Source organism: Cryobacterium sp. 10S3, assembly GCF_034344045.1.
Taxonomy (GTDB): domain Bacteria; phylum Actinomycetota; class Actinomycetes; order Actinomycetales; family Microbacteriaceae; genus Cryobacterium; species Cryobacterium glucosi.
The window spans coordinates 640853-660341 of the sequence record NZ_CP133773.1; the positions used below are offsets into that span (position 1 = coordinate 640853).

At 67.3% G+C, this 19489-nt stretch carries 18 protein-coding genes; 16 read left to right on the top strand and 2 right to left on the bottom strand.

Features of this window, described 5'->3' with window-relative positions; translation table 11 throughout:
* Positions 1-49: 49 nt before the first annotated feature.
* The 6 genes from lysA to prfA all read left to right on the top strand — a co-directional run bounded on the left by lysA (position 50) and on the right by prfA (position 8915).
* Positions 50-1483, top strand: a complete 1434-nt coding sequence (lysA, locus tag RHM57_RS02980; RefSeq protein WP_322189584.1) for a diaminopimelate decarboxylase — start codon at positions 50-52, stop codon at positions 1481-1483.
* Entirely contained in the window at positions 1480-2817 is a 1338-nt protein-coding gene (locus RHM57_RS02985) for a homoserine dehydrogenase (protein ID WP_134448135.1), read from the top strand. Before lysA ends, RHM57_RS02985 begins: the two co-directional genes overlap by 4 nt.
* Positions 2817-3932: a threonine synthase gene (gene thrC, locus RHM57_RS02990; protein WP_134448137.1), complete on the top strand. Its 1116-nt coding sequence runs from the start codon at positions 2817-2819 to the stop codon at positions 3930-3932. Before RHM57_RS02985 ends, thrC begins: the two co-directional genes overlap by 1 nt.
* A complete protein-coding gene (gene thrB / locus RHM57_RS02995) occupies positions 3929-4894 on the top strand; it encodes a homoserine kinase (protein WP_416172934.1) in 966 nt (321 codons plus the stop codon). Before thrC ends, thrB begins: the two co-directional genes overlap by 4 nt.
* 284 nt (positions 4895-5178) lie before the next feature.
* Entirely contained in the window at positions 5179-7836 is a 2658-nt protein-coding gene (rho, locus tag RHM57_RS03000; protein WP_322136264.1) for a transcription termination factor Rho, read from the top strand.
* Positions 7836-8915 (top strand): peptide chain release factor 1, encoded by a 1080-nt coding sequence (prfA, locus tag RHM57_RS03005; RefSeq protein WP_134448141.1) that lies wholly within the window; start codon positions 7836-7838, stop codon positions 8913-8915. Before rho ends, prfA begins: the two co-directional genes overlap by 1 nt.
* Before the next feature lie 111 nt (positions 8916-9026).
* On the opposite strand, the gene epsC is transcribed toward prfA, so the two are convergent.
* Positions 9027-9608, bottom strand: a complete 582-nt coding sequence (gene epsC / locus RHM57_RS03010) for a serine O-acetyltransferase EpsC (protein ID WP_134558685.1) — start codon at positions 9606-9608, stop codon at positions 9027-9029.
* Between the two features lie 27 nt (positions 9609-9635).
* Complete coding sequence (cysK, locus tag RHM57_RS03015) at positions 9636-10574, bottom strand: cysteine synthase A (protein ID WP_134448145.1); 939 nt, start codon at positions 10572-10574, stop codon at positions 9636-9638.
* 133 nt (positions 10575-10707) lie between these two features.
* Here cysK and prmC point away from each other — a divergent pair, with 133 nt between their 5' ends.
* The 10 genes from prmC to RHM57_RS03065 all read left to right on the top strand — a co-directional run bounded on the left by prmC (position 10708) and on the right by RHM57_RS03065 (position 19471).
* Positions 10708-11622, top strand: coding sequence for a peptide chain release factor N(5)-glutamine methyltransferase (prmC, locus tag RHM57_RS03020; protein ID WP_370294889.1), 915 nt, complete (start codon positions 10708-10710; stop codon positions 11620-11622).
* Positions 11623-11670: 48 nt separating this feature from the next.
* On the top strand, positions 11671-12465 hold the full coding sequence (locus RHM57_RS03025) for an L-threonylcarbamoyladenylate synthase (protein ID WP_322140693.1): 795 nt from the start codon (positions 11671-11673) through the stop codon (positions 12463-12465).
* A 2-nt stretch (positions 12466-12467) separates the two neighbouring features.
* Complete coding sequence (locus RHM57_RS03030) at positions 12468-13691, top strand: MraY family glycosyltransferase (RefSeq protein WP_134448150.1); 1224 nt, start codon at positions 12468-12470, stop codon at positions 13689-13691.
* Complete coding sequence (locus RHM57_RS03035) at positions 13688-14164, top strand: hypothetical protein (RefSeq protein WP_134448155.1); 477 nt, start codon at positions 13688-13690, stop codon at positions 14162-14164. The genes RHM57_RS03030 and RHM57_RS03035 overlap by 4 nt, the downstream gene beginning before the upstream one ends.
* A gap of 175 nt (positions 14165-14339) precedes the next feature.
* On the top strand, positions 14340-15128 hold the full coding sequence (gene atpB, locus RHM57_RS03040; RefSeq protein ID WP_134448157.1) for a F0F1 ATP synthase subunit A: 789 nt from the start codon (positions 14340-14342) through the stop codon (positions 15126-15128).
* A 48-nt stretch (positions 15129-15176) separates the two neighbouring features.
* Positions 15177-15413: an ATP synthase F0 subunit C gene (gene atpE / locus RHM57_RS03045; protein ID WP_134448159.1), complete on the top strand. Its 237-nt coding sequence runs from the start codon at positions 15177-15179 to the stop codon at positions 15411-15413.
* 33 nt (positions 15414-15446) lie between these two features.
* Positions 15447-15995: a F0F1 ATP synthase subunit B gene (locus RHM57_RS03050; RefSeq protein WP_134558703.1), complete on the top strand. Its 549-nt coding sequence runs from the start codon at positions 15447-15449 to the stop codon at positions 15993-15995.
* Positions 15995-16792 carry a F0F1 ATP synthase subunit delta gene (locus RHM57_RS03055; protein WP_134448161.1) on the top strand — a complete coding sequence of 266 codons (798 nt, stop codon included), beginning with the start codon at positions 15995-15997 and terminating at the stop codon, positions 16790-16792. The genes RHM57_RS03050 and RHM57_RS03055 overlap by 1 nt, the downstream gene beginning before the upstream one ends.
* An 87-nt stretch (positions 16793-16879) precedes the next feature.
* The gene (gene atpA / locus RHM57_RS03060; RefSeq protein ID WP_134448325.1) at positions 16880-18517 is read left to right on the top strand and encodes a F0F1 ATP synthase subunit alpha; all 1638 of its coding nucleotides are present in this window, start codon (positions 16880-16882) and stop codon (positions 18515-18517) included.
* A gap of 51 nt (positions 18518-18568) precedes the next feature.
* Complete coding sequence (locus tag RHM57_RS03065; protein WP_134448163.1) at positions 18569-19471, top strand: F0F1 ATP synthase subunit gamma; 903 nt, start codon at positions 18569-18571, stop codon at positions 19469-19471.
* Positions 19472-19489 lie beyond the last annotated feature (18 nt).

Below are 19489 nucleotides of genomic sequence, written 5' to 3' on the forward strand. Positions count from 1 at the left end.
TCGCCACTCAGTGAGACACCCACTCGACTTTCCCGTGAGGTTTTCACCCGTGGCCACCAACCCGCTCGCCCCCGACTGGCTCGTCCTGCCCGGAGACGCCAACGCGCTCTCGGCCGGCCTCTGGCCCGCGACCATGCACCGCGCGCCTGCCGGCGACCTCGTCATCGGCGGCGTCTCCGCGCCTGACCTGGCCGCCCGGTTCGGCACCCCGCTCTACGTCATCGACGAAGCGGATGCCCGCGCCCGCGCATCCGCCCTCCGTTCCGCCTTCGAGGCAGAATTCTCCCGCATCGGCACCACGGTCAAGGTCTACTACGCCGGCAAGGCCTTCCTGTCGAGCGAGGTCGCCCGCTGGATGCTCGCCGAGGGACTCAACATCGACGTCTGCAGCGGCGGGGAACTCGCCGTCGCCCTCGCGGCCGGCGCGCCCGGCGCCCGCCTCGGCTTCCACGGCAACAACAAGTCCCTCGCCGAGATCGACGAGGCCTGTGCCACCGGCGTCGGCACGATCGTGATCGACTCGACCGTCGAGATCTCCCGTGTCGCCGCGGCAGCGGCCCGGCACGGCATCGTGCAGAACGTGCGGCTCAGGGTCAACAGCGGCGTGCACGCGCACACGCACGAGTTCCTCGCCACCGCGCACGAGGACCAGAAGTTCGGCATCACGCTCGAGGATGGCCCGCGCCTCGTCGCCCTGATCCGTGCGGAGCCGGCCCTGCGCTTCATCGGCCTGCACTGCCACATCGGTTCCCAGATCTTCGGAGCCGACGGGTTCGCAGAGTCCGCCTCCCGCCTGCTCGCCGTGCACGCCGCGCTCCTCGTCGGCGGGCCTGTTCCCGAGCTCAACCTCGGCGGCGGCTTCGGCATCGCGTACACCGACGCGGACACGCCCACCCCGATCCACGAACTCGCCGCCCGTCTGGCCGACATCGTCGCGGCAGAGTGTGCGGCGCGCGGCATCCCGGTGCCCATCGTCGCCTTCGAGCCCGGCCGCTCCATCATCGGCCCGGCGGGCATCACCCTGTACGAGGTCGGCACCACCAAGGCCGTCGACGTGTCGGGTGCGCCGCGGCTCTACGTGAGCATCGACGGCGGCATGAGCGACAACGCCCGGCCGGCGCTCTATGGCGCCGACTACTCTGTGCGGCTCGCGGGCCGCTCGAGCACCGCGGAGCCCGTGCTCGTACGCGTCGCGGGCAAGCACTGCGAGAGCGGCGACATCGTCGTCGACGCCGACTACCTGCCCGGCGACGTCGGCCCCGGCGACCTCGTCGCCGTCGCCGCGACCGGTGCGTACTGCTACTCCCTCGCGAGTAACTACAACTACCTTGGCCGCCCGCCGGTCGTCGCCGTGCTGGACGGCGCCGCCCGGTTGCTCGTCCGCGGCGAGACGATCGCCGACCTGCTCTCCCGCGACACCGGGATCACCGCCGTCGTCGCGGCCCCCGCCGGCACCGATCAACCGAAGGAAGCCATCCGATGATCGAATACCGCAACCTGCGCGTCGCCCTCCTGGGCGGCGGCAACGTCGGCGCCCAGGTCGCCCGGCTGCTGCTCGAGCAGAGCGAGGAATTCGCCAACCGGGTCGGCGCCGGCCTCGAACTCGTCGGCATCCTCGTGCGCGACGTCAACGCCGAACGCACCGTCGACCTGCCGCACGAGCTCTTCACGACCGACGCCGAGTCCCTCATCCTCGGCGCGGACGTCGTCATCGAACTGCTCGGCGGCATCGAACCGGCCCGCAGCTACATCCTGATGGCGATGAACTCAGGGGCGGATGTCGTCACCGCGAACAAGGCTCTCCTCGCGACCCACGGGCCCGAACTCTTCGCCGTCGCAGACCAGGTCGGCGCCCAGCTCAACTACGAGGCCGCCGTCGCAGGCGCCATCCCGATCCTGCGGCCCTTGCGCGACAGCCTCGGCGGCGACCAGATCAACCGCATCCTCGGCATCGTCAACGGCACCACGAACTTCATCCTCGACCGGATGGACACCGATGGGGACAGCCTCGAGGAAGCCCTCGCCACCGCGACGGAGCTCGGCTACGCCGAAGCCGACCCGACCGCGGACATCGGCGGCTACGACGCGGCGCAGAAGGCGGCCATTCTCGCGAGCCTCGCCTTCCACACCCACGTGCCGCTCGCATCCGTCTACCGCGAAGGCATCACCGAGGTCACGCCCGCGCAGATCGAGTCCGCCCGCAAGGCCGGCTACGTGGTCAAGCTCCTCGCCATCTGCGAACGCATCACGGATGCCGCGACCGGCCAGGCCGGGGTCTCCGCCCGGGTCTACCCCGCGATGGTGCCGCGCAGCCACCCGCTCGCGGCCGTGCACGGAGCGAACAACGCCGTCTTCGTCGAGGCCGAATCCGCGGGCAGCCTGATGTTCTACGGCGCGGGCGCCGGGGGAGTCGAGACCGCATCCGCAGTGCTCGGCGACCTGGTCTCCCTCGCCCGCCGCCACATCGCCGGCGGCCCCGGAGTCGCGGCCTCGATCCACGCCGACCTGCCCGTTTTCGACATCGGCAGCATCACGACCCGCTACGCGGTCACCCTCGAGGTGACCGACGAGCCGGGCGTGCTCGCGACCCTGGCCGGGGTGTTCAGTGACCATGGCGTCTCGCTGGCCCTCGTCGAGCAGTCGATGACCCCCGCACGTCCCCTCACGTCCAGTCACGCGGCCGTCCCGTCCACGGCTACCCTTGTGATCGGAACCCACGAGGCAACGGAGGCGGCACTCGCCGCCACCGTGACCGACCTCGCCGCCAACAGATTTGTCACCACCGTCGCATCCGTTTTGAGAGTTGAAGGAGCCTGATGTCCAGCGAACGAGAGTCCACGCAGGCCGTGAAGACCCAGTCCCGTCAGTGGCGGGGAGTGCTGCGTGAATACGCCGACCGCCTGAACATCACCGACGCGACCCCGATCATCACGCTCGGCGAGGGTGGCACGCCGTTGATTCCCGCCCCCGCGCTGTCGAAGCGCACCGGCGCGAAGGTCTGGATCAAGTACGAGGGCATGAACCCGACCGGCTCCTTCAAGGACCGCGGCATGACGATGGCGATCTCGAAGGCCGTCGAAGACGGCGCGAAGGCCGTCATCTGCGCCTCGACCGGCAACACCTCTGCCTCGGCCGCCGCATACGCGACTCACGCCGGCATCCTCGCGGTCGTGCTCGTGCCGGAGGGCAAGATCGCCCTCGGCAAGCTCAGCCAGGCCATCGCGCACAACGCGCAGCTCCTGCAGGTGCAGGGCAACTTCGACGACTGCCTCGACATCGCCCGCGACCTCTCGGCCAACTACCCGGTGCACCTCGTCAACTCTGTCAACCCCGACCGCATCGAGGGCCAGAAGACGGCGGCCTTCGAGGTCGTCGAGGTGCTCGAAGACGCGCCGGACATCCACATCGTCCCCGTCGGAAACGCCGGGAACTACACCGCGTACACCCGCGGCTACACCGAAGAACTCGAGCGCGGCGCGACCACGAAGCTCCCGCGCATGTTCGGCTTCCAGGCCGCCGGCAGCGCCCCGATCGTGCTCGGCCACCGCGTAGACCACCCCGAGACCATCGCGAGCGCCATCCGCATCGGCAACCCGGCGTCCTGGGACCTCGCCCTCGCGGCGCAGAAGCTCACGAACGGCTACTTCGGCGCGATCAGCGACGCCAAAATCCTCGAGGCCTACCGCATCCTCTCCGCAGAGGTCGGCATCTTCGTCGAACCCGCCTCCGCGATCAGCGTCGCAGGCCTGCTCGAGCGTGCCGAAGCCGGGCTCATCCCCGCCGGCGCGACGGTCGTGCTCACGGTCACCGGCCACGGCCTCAAGGACCCGCAGTGGGCGCTCCGCACCGCGGACGGCGCCGAGATCACTCCGACCGTCGTGCCCGTCGACACCGCCGAAATCGCCAGCGTCCTCGGTCTGGCCAAGAAGTGACCCTGGCCGAAGCCGTGTCCGGTCCTTCCCTCCTCGCCGGACGTTCGGTGACCGTCCAGGTTCCCGCGACGACCGCGAACCTCGGCCCCGGCTTCGACACCCTCGGCCTCGCCCTCTCCTACTACGACCGCCTCGACGTGAGCGTGCGTGAGGAACCCGGCGTGTTCGTCGACGTGCAGGGCGTCGGCGCCGGCGTGGTGCCGACCGACGAGACGAACCTCGTCGTGCAGGCCATCGCGCACACCTTCGCCGCCTATGGGCAGCGGATGCCGGGCCTCGCGCTCGTCGCCCACAACAAGATCCCGCACGGCCGCGGCATGGGATCCTCTGGGGCAGCGATCGTCTCCGGGATCATGGCCGCCAAGGGCCTGCTCGAGGGCATCGTCGACATCGACTCCGAAGCACTGCTCACCCTCGCCACCGAGATGGAGGGGCACCCGGACAACGTCGCGCCCGCACTCTTCGGCGGCCTCACGATCGCGTGGACGACCCCGGAGGGCCCCCGGCACAAGAAGCTGATGGTGCACCGCGGCGTGAAGCCGCTCGTGTTCGTGCCTGAGCAGGCCATGTCGACCGCGCTCGCCCGCAGCCTCCAGCCCGAGACCGTGCCGCACGAGGACGCCGTCTTCAACCTGTCCCGCTCCGCGCTGCTCATCGCCGCGCTCATCCAGAGCCCGGAGCTGCTGCTCGCCGCGACAGAGGACAAGCTGCACCAGAGCTACCGTGCCGCCGCGATGCCCGAGACCAACCGGTTGATCACCCTGCTCAGGGAGCACGGCTTCGCGGCCGTCGTCTCCGGAGCCGGCCCGTCGATCCTCGTGCTCGCGAGCGACCCCGGCCAGCGCCTCGTCGCCGCGGAGCTCGTCGCCGCGAACTCGGAGACCCCCTGGCAGGCACTCATGCTCGCCGTGGACTTCCAGGGCGCGACCGTCACCCGCACGGACGCGGCAGTCGCCGCCTGACCTGAAGCGCGCGAACGGGGGGTGCCGCGGCAGGGGATGGCGCGGCATCCGTTCTCGGAATGCTCTGCTAGAGTCGATGGCGTACCCGAAGAAATCGCCTAACGACCGGTTCCTTTCGATGGTGCATTTCCCGTAACTCACTGCTATCGCGACATCTGTGCGTGGCTGTGTGTGTTCACTTCAATCCACTTTCTGTGGGATTGAACCACCCGCAGCGCCTCCGACGTTGCCACAGCTTCCCCGGTTTTCGTAAATGTTCGTGCCGGGGGAAAGGACAAATTTTCGTGACTGACGTCAACCTCCGCGCAAGTGCCGCGGATTCATCCCGCCTGGGAACCCTCCGTGTCGCAGAGCTTCAGGCTCTCGCGCTCGAACTGGGCATCCCCGGCTCCTCCAAGCTCCGCAAGGGCGAGCTCGTCTCCGCCATCACCGCCGTCCAGGCCGGTGGCGACACCGTGAGCCCCGAGCTCGAAATCCCCGCCTTCGCCGCGACCGAGCCGGTCGTCTCCGAGCAGCTCGTTTCCGAGCCGGCCGTCGCCGAGCCGGCCGCGGCAGCAGCCGCGACCGCGACTCTCGTCGAAGCCCCGCCGCGCAAGTGTGCGCCGCGCCGCGCCACCACCGCGACCGCTGCCCCCGCCGCCGCGCACGTCAACGCTGACGGCGACCTCGGCATCGGCCTCATCCTCCCGGACGCCGCCGCGACGACCCGTCGCACGACGGCCCCCACCACCTACGCCGGTGGCACCGGCACCACGGAGGCCCCTGTCGCCGCCGAGAAGCCGGTCCGCCAGGCGCGCAAGCGCGCCACGTCCGTGTCGGTCAAGGCCGCCGCGGAAGCAGCAGCGACCGAGGCCCCGACCGAGGCGCCTTCCGCCGAAGCTCCCGTCGTCGAGGCTCCCGTCGTCGAGGTTCCCACGAGCGAAGCGCCCGCGTCTTCCGCCGCGACGGATGCCGCAGCGACCGACACCGAGACCGCCGAGGTCACCGAGGCCCCCGTCACGACCGGCCGCTCGCGCCGCAGCAGTGCCCGCGGCAACGGACGCAACGGTTCCGCCCGCAACAGCATCGACGCGCGCAGCCGCATCGACGCCCTGAACGACGAACTCGCACAGGGCACGGCGGGCATCCCCGTCGCGACCGATGAGGACGTCGCGACCGCCGAGGCATCCGCAGACGCTCCCGTCGACCACTTCGCCGGCAACCGCACGGCGGACGCCGAGACGGTCACCGCCGACACGGACACCGACACGGACTCCGACGAGTCCACCGAGCAGGCCGAACAGCCGCGCCAGGGTCGCAACCGTAATCGCAACCGGGGCGGCAACCAGAACCAGGCGGGCGGCGAGCAGGACGACAACTCCCGTCAGCAGAACGGCCGCCAGTCGAACCGCAACCAGAACCAGCAGAACCAGAACGCCGAGCGCGGCCAGGACAACCAGGACCGCAACCAGGACCGCAATCAGGACCGCAACCAGGACCGCAACAACGCGGCGCAGCAGGACCGGAACAACCAGTCCCAGCAGGACCGCAACCAGGACCGCCAGGCGCAGCAGGACCGCAACCAGCAGGACCGCCAGGCCCAGCAGGAGCGCAACCAGGAACGTAACCAGGAACGCAACCAGGACCGTCAGGCCCAGCAGCAGGAGCGCGGCCAGCAGGACCGCAACCAGCAGGACCGTGGCCAGGACGACGACCTGAACAGCCGCAGCAACCGCAACCGGTTCCGTGACCGCAAGCGCCGCGGCGTCACCGCCGGCGACGACTTCGAGCCCGAGCTGAACGACGACGACGTGCTGATCCCCGTCGCCGGCATCCTCGACGTCCTCGACAACTACGCGTTCGTGCGCACCTCCGGCTACCTGCCCGGTGCGAGCGACGTGTACGTCTCCCTCGGCCAGGTCAAGAAGTACAACCTGCGGAAGGGTGACGCCGTCGTCGGTTCCATCCGCCAGCCGCACGAGGGCGACCAGAACGGCCGCCAGAAGTACAACGCGATCGTCAAGGTCGACTCGATCAACGGCCTGTCCGTCGAGGAAGCCGCCAATCGCGTCGAGTTCCAGAAGCTCACCCCGCTGTACCCGCAGGAGCGTCTCCGCCTCGAGACCGAGCCCGGCAAGCTCACCCAGCGCATCATCGACCTCGTCGCCCCGATCGGGAAGGGCCAGCGCGGCCTCATCGTCGCGCCGCCCAAGGCCGGCAAGACCATCGTCATGCAGCAGATCGCGAACGCCATCGCTACCAACAACCCCGAGGTCCACCTCATGGTCGTGCTGGTCGATGAGCGGCCGGAAGAGGTCACCGACATGCAGCGCACGGTCAAGGGTGAGGTCATCGCCTCCACCTTCGACCGCCCGGCCGAGGACCACACCACGGTCGCCGAGCTCGCCATCGAGCGTGCCAAGCGCCTCGTGGAACTCGGACACGACGTCGTCGTGCTCCTCGACTCGATCACGCGACTCGGGCGGGCGTACAACCTGACCGCGCCGCCGTCGGGCCGGATCCTCTCCGGTGGAGTCGACGCATCCGCCCTGTACCCGCCCAAGCGCTTCTTCGGCGCCGCGCGCAACATCGAGAACGGTGGCTCGCTCACCATCCTCGCGTCCGCGCTCGTCGAGACCGGCTCCAAGATGGACGAGGTCATCTTCGAGGAGTTCAAGGGCACCGGCAACATGGAGCTGCGCCTCTCGCGCCAGCTCGCCGACAAGCGGATCTTCCCGGCGGTCGATGTCAACGCATCGGGAACCCGTCGTGAAGAAATGCTGATGAGCTCGGACGAGGTCAAGGTCACCTGGAAGCTCCGTCGTGCGCTTGCCGGACTCGACCAGCAGCAGGCACTCGAGGTCGTCCTCGGTCGCCTCAAGGAGACGTCCTCCAACGTGGAGTTCCTCATGCAGGTTCAGAAGTCGATGCCGTCCCTGAACGGGTCAGACAAGGACAAGTAATGTTCGAGTCTGTTCTGACTCTGCAGGCCGAATTCGACGAGCTGCAGTCTGAACTGGCCGACCCGGAGTTGCACTCCAACCCGGCCCGTTCGAAGAAGGTCAACCGGCGCTACGCCGAGCTGAGCCGTATCATCGCGGCCTGGAACGAGTGGAAAGAAATCGGTGAGAACCTCGACGCCGCCCGGGAGCTCGCGGAGGAGGACTCGTCCTTCGCCGAGGAGATCCCCGGGCTCGAGGTCCAGCTCGAGGACACCTCCGCGAAGCTGCGCCGTCTGCTCATCCCACGCGATGAGCTCGACGCCCGCGACGTGATCATGGAGATCAAGATGGGGGAGGGCGGTGCGGAGTCCGCACTGTTCGCCGCCGACCTGCTCCGGATGTACCTGCACTACGCCGAGTCGAAAAAGTGGAAAACCGAGATCATCGAGCAGACCACGAGCGACCTCGGCGGTATCAAGGACATCCAGCTCGCGATCAAGAGCAACACCAACGACCCCGCTGAGGGCGTCTGGGCGCACCTCAAGTACGAGGGCGGCGTGCACCGCGTCCAGCGGGTGCCGGCGACCGAGTCGCAGGGACGCATCCACACCTCTGCGGCGGGCGTGCTCGTGTTTCCAGAGGTCGATGAGCCCGAAGAAGTCGAGATCAACCACAACGACCTCAAGATCGACGTCTACCGGTCGAGCGGCCCCGGCGGCCAGTCCGTCAACACGACGGACTCCGCGGTGCGCATCACCCACCTTCCGACCGGAATCGTGGTCGCGATGCAGAACGAGAAGAGCCAGCTGCAGAACAAGGAAGCCGGGATGCGCGTCCTGCGCGCCCGCGTCCTCGCCCGGCAGCAGGAAGAGATCGACGCGGCCGCGTCCCTGGTCCGCAAGGGCCAGATCCGCACGATGGACCGGTCAGAGCGCATCCGCACGTACAACTTCCCGGAGAACCGTATCGCCGACCACCGCACCGGCTACAAGGCGTACAACCTCGACACCGTGATGAACGGCGCCCTCGACGCCGTCATCGAGTCCTGCATCCTCGCGGACGAGGCCACCCGCCTCGCCGAAATCGGGGACCACGACTAACCGGTTTCGCGCTCGAGTGTCGCAGAAGATGCCCAGAATCGCCGGTCGAACGGCGATTCTGGGCATTTCTGGTGACTCTGGTCGGCGGCGGCGGCAGATGCCGCGAGCCGGCTAGTCCTCGTCGGAGACCGGGAGACCGCGCGCGCCCTCGATCGTCTGTGCGCGCACCGGCTGGATCGTCGCGGGGATGCCGAGCAGCAGGGACTTCGGCGGGGCGTCCCTCGTGACGACGGCGTTCGCGCCGATCGTGCTCCAGGCGCCGATCGTGATCGGACCGAGCACCTTCGCGCCCGCGCCGATCGTGACGCCATCGCCGAGGGTGGGATGCCGCTTCTCACCGCGGACGACGCCGTGCCGGGTCTTCCCGCCGAGAGTGACGCCGTGATAGAGCATCACGTCGTCGCCCACATCGGCGGTTTCCCCGATCACGACGCCCATGCCGTGGTCGATGAACAACCGGCGCCCGATCCGGGCGCCGGGGTGGATCTCGATCCCGGTGAGGAACCGGGTGAACTGGGAGACCAGCCGGGCGGGCAGGTACAACCCGGCCACCCACATCCGGTGCGCGATGCGGTACGACCAGACGGCGTGCAGCCCGCTGTACGCGAGGAAGACCTCCACGTTGCTGCGGGCTGCCGGGTCGTGGGCGCGCGCCATCGCCATGTCCTCACGGATGCGTGAAATGACTCCCATGTCGGTTTTCAGTTGTTCCCGTTCTTGTTAGTCGAGCAGGTCCTCATACAGCACGGTGGAGATGTAACGCTCTCCGAAGCTCGGGAGGATGGCGACGATGGTCTTGCCGGCGTTCTCCGGCTTCTTCGCCTGCTCGATGGCCGCCCAGACGGCGGAGCCGCCCGAGATGCCGGAAAGGATTCCCTCGTCGGTCGCGAGTGCGCGAGCGGTGGTGAGGGAATCGGCGAGGGTGACATCGGTCACCTCATCGTAGAGGTCGGTGTCGAGAACGGACGGGATGAAGTTCGCGCCGATGCCCTGGATCTTGTGCGGACCCGGCTTGCCGCCGGTGAGGATCGGGGAGTCGATCGGCTCGACGCCGACGATGTGCACGGAGGGCTTGCGTTCCTTGAGCAGTCGTCCGGCGCCCGTGATGGTGCCGCCGGTGCCGATGCCCGCGACGAAGATGTCGACGGCGCCTTCGGTGTCGTCCCAGATCTCAACGCCGGTCGTCGCGAAGTGGATCGCCGGGTTGGCGGGGTTGTCGAACTGACGGGCGAGAATCGCACCGGGCGTGTTCGCGACGATCTCTTCGGCCTTCTCGACGGCGCCGCGCATGCCGGCGGCCCCCGGGGTCAGCACGATCTCGGCGCCATAGGCGCGAAGGAGGACGCGGCGTTCCTTGCTCATGGTCTCCGGCATCGCCAGGATGACCTTGTAGCCGCGGGCCGCTCCGACGAGCGCGAGCGCGATGCCGGTGTTGCCGCTCGTGCCCTCGACGATGGTGCCGCCGGGCAGGAGTTCGCCGGAGGCCTCTGCGGCGTCGACGATCGCGATGCCGATCCGGTCCTTGACGCTCGCGGAGGGGTTGTAGAACTCGAGCTTGACGAGCACGGTCGCGTCGAGGCCCGCCGTGAGGCGGTTGAGCTTGACCAGCGGTGTCCCTCCAACTGCCTTGGTGATGTCGGAGTAGATGCGTGCGGTCATCGCAGTGCCTTTCGGTCGGGTCATCGGGTCATTCGGATCGGGAACCTCGCTCAGCCTACGGCTCCGGCATTGGGAGAGCGCGCTTCATTACGTTACATTCCAAGGTGTGACAACTGAAGACGACGACCATTCCATTCCCGGCACTTTTTCCGCCCCCGACGCGGGCGAAGCGGTCCCGGACGCGGTGGACACGATCCGTGCCCGCACCATCGGCATCCTCGCCGCCGCGGGCATCGCCGACCCCGAGGTCGACGCCGACCTCCTGATCGGCCACGTGCTCGGCCGGAGCCGCGGAGAGGTGCAGGCCGCCGTCATCCTTCGCACCGGTGTCACGTCGGCGGATGCCGCCGCTATCGACGTCCTCGTCTCTCGCCGCGCCCTGCGCGAACCGCTGCAGCACATCACCGGGCGAGCCCCGTTCCGGTCGATCGAACTCCTCGTCGGCCCGGGCGTCTTCGTACCCCGACCCGAGACCGAGCAGGTGGCCCAGTTCGCGATCGACGCCCTCCGCTCCGTGCCCGACCCTGACCCGATCGGCGTGGACCTCGGCACCGGGAGCGGCGCGATCGCGCTCTCCCTCGCCGTCGAAGTGCCGAACGCGCGGATCTGGGCCGTCGAGAACTCGCCGGAGGCCTTCGCCTGGACGACCCGCAACTTCACGGCGGTGAACGCGGCCAATGCGACCCTCGTCTTCGGCGACCTCGCAGACACGGGCATCCTCGCCGAACTCGACGGCACCGTCGCCGTCCTGATCTCGAACCCTCCCTATATACCGGCGGATGCCGTGCCGCGCGACCCCGAGGTGCGTCTCTTCGATCCCGCGCACGCACTCTTCGGCGGGGCGGACGGCCTCGACGTCGTCCGGCACGTCTCGCAGACGGCCCTGCGCCTGCTGCGCCCCGGCGGAGTGCTCGTGATCGAGCACGGCGAACTGCAGGGCGCCGACATCCGTGCCCTGCTGACCGGCGACGGCTGGCGCGCGACCGCGACCCACCGCGACTACACCACCCGCGACCGGGCGACCACGGCCATCCGCCCTACGCCCTGACCCCCACTCCCAGCCTTGGGAAACACCCCTGCACTAGAATTGGGCGCAATGACACGCATCTACGACTGCACGGTTGTCTCGGACTACGCAACCGGCATGAGACTGGCACGCTCGGCGATCGCTCGCGGCGCGCTCGTCGTCATCCCCACCGACACGGTCTACGGCCTTGCCGCCGACGCGTTCAGCCCAGAGGCCGTGCAACGCCTGCTCGACGCGAAGGGCCGCGGCCGGCAGTCGCCGCCGCCCGTGTTGATTCCGGGTATCGGCACCCTCGACGCGCTCGCGGTCAATATTCCTCAGCCCGTGCGGGAGCTCGTCGCGGAATTCTGGCCGGGCGGGCTGACTGTGGTGCTCCACGCCCAGCCCTCCCTGGTCTGGGACCTCGGCGACACCCGCGGCACCGTCGCCCTGCGGATGCCGAGCAACCCGATCGCCCTCGACCTCCTCGCCGACACCGGCCCCCTCGCCGTCTCGAGTGCTAATACGAGCGGCCTGCCGTCAGCGGTCGACGCGGCGACCGCCGCCGAGATGCTCGGCGAGAGCGTCGAGGTCTACCTCGACGGGGGAGTGGCCGGCACCGGCTACGAGCCGATCGGCGACCGGGCCGGCGACACCTCCTCGACGATCATCGATGCGACCGGCTTCCACACCAATGGCGGCAAGCTCGTGATCGTGCGGAAGGGCGTGATCTCCCGGGAGGCCCTCGCAGCCGTCGTCGGCGACGCGCTCGCACCGGAAGGCTTCGTCGCCCCCGTTGCCGCGACTCCGCAGGACGAGGTGCCCGCAGCATCCGCCCGCGAAGACGCGACCGGCGATTCGACCGAAACGGATGTCGCGGGCTAGCCATGACCGTATTCGTCCTGCTGGCCATCGTCTCGGCTGTTGTCACGGCCGTCCTCTCCTGGGTCGTGCTCAAGGTCAGCCACCGCTACAAGATCTATCCGAAGATCCGCCTGCGGGACGTGCACACCCGGCCGACCCCCCGGCTCGGCGGGGTCGCCATCTTCTTCGGCGTTGTCGCGGCCTTCGGGGTCGCCTACCTCATCTCCGCCCAGTTCGCGCCGCTCCGGCTTGTCTTCTCCGATCCTGAGCAGATCCTCGCCATTGTCGGCGCCGCCCTGATGATCGTGCTGCTGGGCGTCGCGGACGACCTCTGGGACCTCGACTGGATGACCAAACTCGCCGGCCAGTTCATCGCGGCAGGGCTCGTCGCCTGGCAGGGCGTCCAGGTGCTCTCCCTCCCGATCGGCGGGCTCACCGTCGGCTCCTCGTGGATGTCGATCCTGATCACCGTCTTCGTGATCGTGCTCGTGATGAACATGATCAACTTCATCGACGGCCTCGACGGCCTCGTCGCCGGGGTCGCCCTCATCGCCAACGGCGTCTTCTTCATCTACAGCTACCTGCTCGTACGGGACACCTCCCCGAGCAACTACTTCAACCTCGCCTCGGTGATCGCCGCGATCCTCGTGGGTGCCTGCATCGGCTTCCTGCCGCTCAACTGGCGTCCCGCCAAGATCTTCATGGGCGACTCCGGCTCCATGCTCGTCGGCCTCCTGATGGCGACCTCGGCGATCGCGATCACCGGCCAGGTCGACCCGACCGCGGTGAACCGGTCCCAGCTCTTTCCCGCGTTCATCCCCATTCTGTTGCCGTTCGCGATCCTGATCATCCCGCTGCTCGATTTCGCACTCGCCGTGTTCCGCCGGGTGCGCGCGGGCAAGTCCCCGTTCAGCGCCGACCGGAAGCACCTGCACCACCGGCTGCTCGACATGGGGCACTCGCACCTGCACGCCGTGCTGATCTTCTACGGCTGGACGGCCGCCGTAGCCGTCGGTTGCCTGCTCTATTTCGTGTTGCCCGTCTACTTCGGCGTGCAGACCTGGTGGGCGACGATCTTCCTGATCTGCGCCCTGGTCGCCTGCACGATCGTGACCCTCGCGCCGCTCAGCCGCTCCAAGAAGATCGAAGCGGCCACCCAGCTTGCCCACCCAGCCACCCTTCCCCACGACATCGTGAAGCTCGATCGCCTCGACGAGGCATCGACGCAAGCCGAGGAGCACGTATGAGCGCCACCCAGCCAGCCGGATCCCTGCAGCCGACGTCCAACCGGGTGTTCCGCAGCATCCTCGTCTACGGCGGCTACCTCGCCGGCGGCATCGCCGTGGTCGGGATGATCGCCGGCGGGCTCGCCGCCGGCGGCATCGGAGTGCTCAGCGCCCTGATCGGCACCGGGATGGCGCTCGTGTTCATGGGGATCACGGCAGGCAGCATCCTGATCGCCAACCGCTTCGCCGGGACCGCAGCCGCCGTCGGCGCGTTCTTCGGAATCGTCCTGGGCGGCTGGCTGCTCAAATTCGTGATCTTCCTCGTGCTCGTCGTGCTGCTCAAGGGGCAGCCCTGGGTGCAGCCGGTCGTGCTGTTCCTGAGTATCATCGCCGGCGTCATCGGATCCCTGATCGTCGACGTGGTGGTCATCCGCAAGAGCCGCGTTCCGTACGTGAGTGATCTGCCCCGCAGCGGAGAACAGAAAAACCGATGAATATTCACCCGCAGGATTCGGCCCGAGGTGGGTTTCTTGGTAGGGTAATGACCGGTTCGCCCCGCAGCGCTGCTTTTGTCGTGCTCGACGTTCCGACCCATTTTTCGTCTTCGCGAGAGCAGAGCTCCCCGCCCCGAACCAGGAGAAAGCGCTGCTAGAAACCGCCGTAAACCTGATGCTCCCGTTGGCTACCGGCGACGGTACCTTCCAAGGTCCATCCATCAATGAGTTCTTCCCCGAGGGCGTCTTCTTCGTGGGGACGCCATTCGAGATCAACCGGATCATGCTCATCCGCTTCATTGCGATGGCCGCCCTGATCCTGCTCTTCTGGCTCGGCACGCGCCGCATGAAGGTCGTACCGACCCGGCTGCAGAGCCTCGTGGAGATGGGCCTCGACTTCGCCAGGGTCAACATCGCGGAAAGCATCCTCGGCAAGAAGGAGGGCAAGCGTTTCCTGCCTCTCCTCACGACGATCTTCTTCCTCGTGCTGTTCATGAACCTCACCGGACCGATCCCGTTCTTCAACATCGCGGGCACGTCGGTGATCGGCGTTCCGCTGCTCCTCGCCGTCATCTCGTACTGCACCTTCATCTACGCCGGCCTCAAGAAGAACCCGGGCAATTTCGTCCGGAACTCGCTCTTCCCGCCCGGCGTGCCGAAGGCGCTCTACATCATCGTGACGCCGATCGAGTTCATCTCGACCTTCCTCGTGCGCCCGGTCACGCTGACCCTGCGACTGCTGATGAACATGATCGTCGGCCACCTGCTGCTGGTGCTGTTCTTCACGGCGACCCAGTTCTTCTTCTTCACGGCCGATGGAGCCTTCAAGCTCTTCGGTGCGGGCACCCTCGTCTTCGGACTCGCGTTCACCCTCTTCGAGGTGCTGATCGCCGTGCTCCAGGCGTATATCTTCGCCCTGCTCACCGCCGTTTACATCCAGCTCGCGGTGGCTGAAGAACACTAACCTCGAACCCGGCACTCGCCGTATTCGTCACAACGGAAGGAAACAAACGTGGACGCAACTACCGTTCTCGCGGCAATCTCAGGAAACATCGCCACTGTCGGTTACGGCCTCGCCGCAATCGGCCCGGCAATCGGCGTGGGTATCGTCGTCGGCAAGACCATCGAGGGCGTTGCTCGTCAGCCCGAACTGGCCGGCCAGCTCCAGGTCCTGATGTACATCGGCATCGCCTTCACCGAGGCGCTCGCGTTCATCGGTATCGCAACGTACTTCATCTTCACGTCCTAATCGTCCTCTTTTTCACCTAGATATGGAGGCATGATGCTTCACGCAGTAATTGCAGCCGCCGCGGAAGAGGCGCACAACCCGCTCCTTCCCGCATGGCCGGACATCATTTGGTCCGCGGTGTGCTTTGTCGTGATTCTGTTCTTCTTCTGGAAGCTCATCCTTCCGAGGATGCAGAAGATGCTCGACGACCGTGCTGAGGCCATCGAGGGCAACATCGCCAAGGCGGATGACGCCCAGCGCAAGGCCGAGGCCGCTCTCGAGCAGTACACGGCCCAGCTCGCCGACGCCCGTGCGGAAGCAGGCAAGATCCGCGACGTAGCCCGTGCGGACGGCCAGAAGATCATCTCCGAACTCAAGGAGCAGGCCGGCGCTGAGGCGGCCCGCATCACCGCGAGTGCCAAGGCCCAGATCGAAGCGGAACGTCAGGCGGCAGTCCTGTCCCTCCGTGCCGAAGTCGGCACCCTGGCCATCGACCTCGCGTCCGGTGTCATCGGCGAAAGCCTGACGGACGACGCGAAGGCGAGTGCCATCGTCGACCGTTTCCTGGCCGACCTTGAGGCCTCGGAGAAAGCAGCTAAGTAATGGGAAGCGCCACCAGGGAAGCTTTGGCCTCAACGAGGGCGGTTCTCGCCGCCCACGGCCGAACGACCGATCTCGCAACGGGCGAAGGCCTGCTCGACTCCGGCCGTGTCATCGGCGACTCTGCGCAGCTGCTGTCTGCCCTGGTCGATCCCGCCGCGGATGCCGCAGCCAAGGCGGCACTCGTTGCCGCCGTGTTCTCGGCGAAACTGACCCCCACGGCACTGGACCTGCTCCAGTCGGTGGCCGCCGCGCGCTGGTCGAGTCACTCCGACCTGCTCGCCGGCATCGAAGAACTGGGGCTGCGGGCCGTTGCGGCCTCTGCCCCGGTCGCGGGTGCCGTGGAAGCGGAATTGTTCGAATTCGGAACGGCCGTCGCGTCGAACGGTGAACTCGAACTGGCACTTGCCTCGAAGCTCGGCGCGGTCAGCGCCAAGGTCGGGCTCATCGATTCCCTGCTCACCGGCAAGGTTTCGGAACAGACCCTCGTGATCGTGCGCCACCTCGTGCAGCAGCCCCGCGGCCGTCGCATCGGTGCACTCCTGCGTTTCTCCGCGACAATCGTCGCGGACGAGGGCGGCACCGCGATTGCGACCGTCTCGACGGCCGAGCTACTGAGTTCCGCACAGCTGGAGCGCCTGCGCACCAGCCTCACGGCACGATACGGACGTACGCTGACGATCAACCAGGTCATCGACCGCTCCCTTGTCGGCGGTGTCCGCGTGCAGATCGGTGACGACGTCATCGACGGCACCATCGCCACCCGCCTCAAGGATTTGAGACTCCAGCTTGCCGGCTGACCTCTGGTCAGACGGAACAGAAAAACCACGAGCGGCAACGCTTCGTTCAAGACAGAACCTGTACAGCCGTACGGGAAAGGGAAGATGATGGCAGAACTAACGATCAGCCCCGATGAGATCCGCGATGCTCTCCAGGACTTCGTCAAGTCCTACGAGCCGAGCAAGACCGCGACCGCGGAGGTCGGCTACGTCACGACAGCCGGCGACGGTATCGCCCACGTCGAGGGCCTGCCCAGCGTGATGGCCAACGAGCTCATCAAGTTCGCCGATGGCACCCTGGGCCTCGCCCAGAACCTCGACGAAGACGAGATCGGTGTTGTCGTGCTCGGCGAGTTCGCCGGCATCGTCGAAGGCATGGAGGTGCACCGCACCGGAGAGGTGCTCTCCGTTCCCGTCGGCGACGGCTACCTCGGTCGCGTCGTGGACCCGCTCGGCGCCCCGATCGACGGCCTCGGCCCGATCGAGAGCGAAGGCCGTCGTGCCCTCGAGCTGCAGGCGCCCGGCGTCATGGACCGCAAGTCCGTGCACGAGCCGATGCAGACCGGCATCAAGGCGATCGACGCGATGATCCCGATCGGCCGCGGACAGCGCCAGCTCATCATCGGTGACCGCCAGACCGGCAAGACCGCCATCGCGATCGACACCATCATCAACCAGAAGGCCAACTGGGCCTCGGGAGACGTGAACAAGCAGGTTCGCTGCATCTACGTCGCCATCGGCCAGAAGGGCTCCACGATCGCCGCCGTCAAGGGCGCGCTCGAGGATGCCGGCGTGATGGAGTACACGACCATCGTCGCCTCCCCGGCGTCCGACCCGGCCGGCTTCAAGTACCTCGCGCCGTACACCGGTTCGGCAATCGGCCAGCACTGGATGTACGCGGGCAAGCACGTCCTCATCATCTTCGACGACCTGTCCAAGCAGGCGGAGGCCTACCGCGCCGTTTCGCTGCTGCTGCGTCGTCCGCCGGGACGCGAAGCGTACCCCGGCGATGTGTTCTACCTGCACTCCCGTCTGCTCGAGCGTTGCGCCAAGCTGTCCGACGCGCTCGGCGCGGGATCGATGACCGGCCTGCCGATCATCGAGACCAAGGCGAACGACGTGTCTGCGTACATCCCGACCAACGTGATCTCGATCACCGACGGCCAGATCTTCCTGCAGTCCGACCTCTTCAACGCCAACCAGCGTCCGGCGGTCGACGTGGGTATCTCGGTCTCGCGCGTCGGTGGCGATGCGCAGGTCAAGTCGATCAAGAAGGTCTCCGGAACGCTCAAGCTCGAACTGGCGCAGTACCGCTCGCTCGAAGCCTTCGCGATGTTCGCATCCGACCTCGACGCCGCCAGCCGTCGCCAGCTCGCCCGCGGCGCCCGCCTGACCGAGCTGCTCAAGCAGCCGCAGTACTCGCCGTATCCGGTCGAGGACCAGGTCGTCTCGATCTGGGCAGGCACGACCGGCAAGTTCGACGAGGTTCCCGTCGAGGACGTGCTCCGTTTCGAGCGTGGCCTCCTCGACCACCTCGGACGCAACACCGAGGTTTTGAAGACGCTGCGCGACACGAACGTGCTGAGCGATGAGACCGTTGAGATCCTCGAGCGTGAGGTCAGCGTCTTCAAGCGCGAATTCCAGACCGGTGAGGGCAAGCCGCTCGCCTCCGTCGGCAAGGAACAGTTCGAAGCGATCACCGCCGACGACGTGAACCAGGAAAAGATTGTCAAGCACCGCCGCTAACCCGCGCGCTGAGACAACCACTATTCACTGAGAAGGAAGCACAGGAGACACATGGGAGCGCAACTTCGGGTCTACCGGCAGAAGATCAAGTCTGCCCAGACGATGAAGAAGATCACTCGGGCCATGGAGTTGATTTCGGCCTCGCGCATTCAGAAGGCGAGGGCGAGGGTTTCGGCCTCGACTCCGTATTCGCAGTCGATCACCCGGGCGGTCTCGGCCGTCGCGACGTATTCCAACGTCGCGCACGTTCTGACCACCGAACCGGAGAAGATCGAGCGCGCCGCGGTCGTCATCTTCACGTCGGACCGAGGCCTCGCAGGAGCATTCAGTTCCCAGGTGCTGCGCGAAGCGGAGTCACTCAGCGAACTGCTGCGCAGCCAGGGCAAGGACGTCGTTTACTTCCTCGTCGGACGCAAGGCCGTCGCCTACTTCGGCTTCCGCCGGCGTGCGTCCGAGCGGGTCTGGACCGGCGGCACCGACCAGCCGCAGTTCGAGATCGCGCGGGAGATCAGCGAGTCGCTGCTCGAGACCTTCCTTCGCGATGCCGAAGACGGTGGCGTCGACGAGATTCACGTGGTGTTCAACCGCTTCGTGAGCATGGTCACCCAGGTGCCCCAGGTCGTCCGCCTGCTTCCCCTCGAGGTCGTCGAAGGCGTGGAGGAGCCCGGAGACGGGCAGGTCCTGCCGCTCTACGAATTCGAGCCGGACGTCGAGACGGTCCTGGACGCGCTCCTGCCGGTGTACATCGAGAGTCGCGTGTTCAACGCGATGCTCCAGTCGGCCGCCGCCGAGCACGCAGCACGCCAGAAGGCGATGCAGTCGGCCGCCGACAACGCCGACAAGTTGATCACGACCTTCACCCGGCTGTCCAACAACGCCAGGCAGACCGAGATCACCTCGCAGATTTCCGAGATCGTGGGTGGGGCCGATGCGCTCTCATCCGCCAAGAACTAAACCAGAGAAGAGAGAGCA